Genomic DNA, 1882 nt, shown 5'->3' on the forward strand with positions numbered 1-1882 from the left:
CTGCTGTCGCTCGGCTATGTCGTGCACGGAATCAAGCGGCGCTCGTCCTCGTTCAACACCGCGCGTGTCGATCATCTCTACCAGGATCCGCATGTCGGGAACGTGCCATTCCTGATGCATTACGGCGACATGACGGATTCGACCAATCTGATCCGCCTGGTGCAGCAGATACGGCCGACCGAGATCTACAATCTCGCCGCCCAGAGCCACGTTGCGGTCAGCTTCGAGAGCCCGGAATACACGGCCAATGCGGACGCCATCGGCGTGCTGCGCCTGTTAGAGGCGATCCGTATCCTCGGCATGGAGAAGGAGACGCGGTTCTATCAGGCCTCGACTTCGGAGCTCTACGGCCTGGTGCAGGAGATCCCGCAGAAGGAGACGACGCCGTTCTATCCGCGCTCGCCTTATGGCGTGGCAAAACTCTATGGCTACTGGATCACGGTGAACTACCGCGAAGCCTACGGCATGTTTGCCAGCAACGGCATCCTGTTCAACCATGAGAGCCCGATCCGCGGCGAGACCTTCGTCACCCGCAAGATCACCCGCGGCGTGGCGCGGATCGAGGTTGGACTGGAGGAGACGCTCTATCTCGGCAATCTCGAGGCCAAGCGCGACTGGGGCCATGCCAAAGATTATGTCGAAGGCATGCACATGATCCTGCAAGCCGACAAGCCCGATGATTTCGTGCTCGCCACCGGCGAGACGCGTTCGGTGCGCGAGATGGTGGAGCTGTCCTTTGCCCATGTCGGCCGTCGCATCGAATGGCGCGGCGCAGGCGTTGATGAAACCGGTGTCGACGCCGTCAGCGGCAAGGCGGTGGTGAAGATCGATCCGACCTATTTCCGTCCGACCGAGGTCGATCTGCTCGTCGGCGATGCCAGCAAGGCGCGGCAGGTGCTCGGCTGGAAGCCGAAGCGGACCTTTGTGCAACTCGTCGAAGAGATGATGACGAGCGATCTGGCCGAGGCCAAGCGGGATGTCGTCAATGGCAAGCGCACCGTTTGAGCTGAAGGGCAAGAGCGTCTATGTCGCCGGCCATCGCGGCATGGTCGGCAGCGCCATCGCACGCCGGCTGGCGCGGGAGAACGTGAATCTCGTCACCGTCGACCGGCGTGAGGTCGATCTCTGCAACCAGGCCGCGGTGTTCGACTGGTTCGCGCGGGTGCGGCCGCAGGTGATCTTCCTTGCCGCGGCCAAGGTCGGCGGCATCGTCGCGAACAATACGCTGCGCGCCGAGTTCATCTACGACAACATCGCGATCGCCGCGAACGTGATCCAGGCCGCGCATGCGACCGGTGCCGAGAAGCTGATGTTCCTCGGCTCATCCTGCATCTATCCCAAGCTGGCGCCGCAGCCGCTGCGCGAGGATTCCGTGCTGACCGGCCCGCTGGAGCCGACCAACGAACCCTACGCGATTGCCAAGATCGCCGGCATCAAGATGGCGGAAGCCTACCGCAGCCAGTATGGCAGCGACTTCATCAGCGTGATGCCCACCAACCTCTACGGGCCCGGCGACAATTATCATCCTGAGCTGAGCCACGTCGTTGCCGCGCTGATCCGGCGCTTTCATGAGGCCAGGATGTCGGGTGCGAAGACCGTCGCGGTCTGGGGCACCGGAACGCCGCGGCGCGAATTCCTCTATGTCGACGACATGGCGGATGCCTGCGTGCACCTGATGAAGACCTATTCCGGTGTGGAGCTGATCAACATCGGCACCGGGGAAGACATCGCCATCGCAGAATTCGCCCGCATGGTCGCCGAGATCGTCGGCTATCGCGGCGACATCACCTTCGACACCTCGCGCCCCGACGGTACGCCGCGCAAGCTGCTCGATGTCAGCAGGCTCGACAAGCTCGGCTGGCGCGCGACGACGTCGCTTCGG

The 1882-nt window shown here is 63.1% G+C and carries 2 protein-coding genes; both read left to right on the forward strand.

The features are described from left to right. A partial coding sequence (gmd, locus tag JQ631_RS32175; protein WP_212334159.1) for a GDP-mannose 4,6-dehydratase occupies positions 1 to 1005 on the forward strand: 1005 nt, incomplete at its 5' end. Further along, the coding region (locus JQ631_RS32180) for a GDP-L-fucose synthase family protein (RefSeq protein WP_212334162.1) at positions 986 to 1882 on the forward strand (897 nt) is incomplete at its 3' end. The genes gmd and JQ631_RS32180, both read left to right, overlap by 20 nt.

The organism is Bradyrhizobium manausense, assembly GCF_018131105.1.
In the GTDB taxonomy this organism is placed as follows: domain Bacteria; phylum Pseudomonadota; class Alphaproteobacteria; order Rhizobiales; family Xanthobacteraceae; genus Bradyrhizobium; species Bradyrhizobium manausense_B.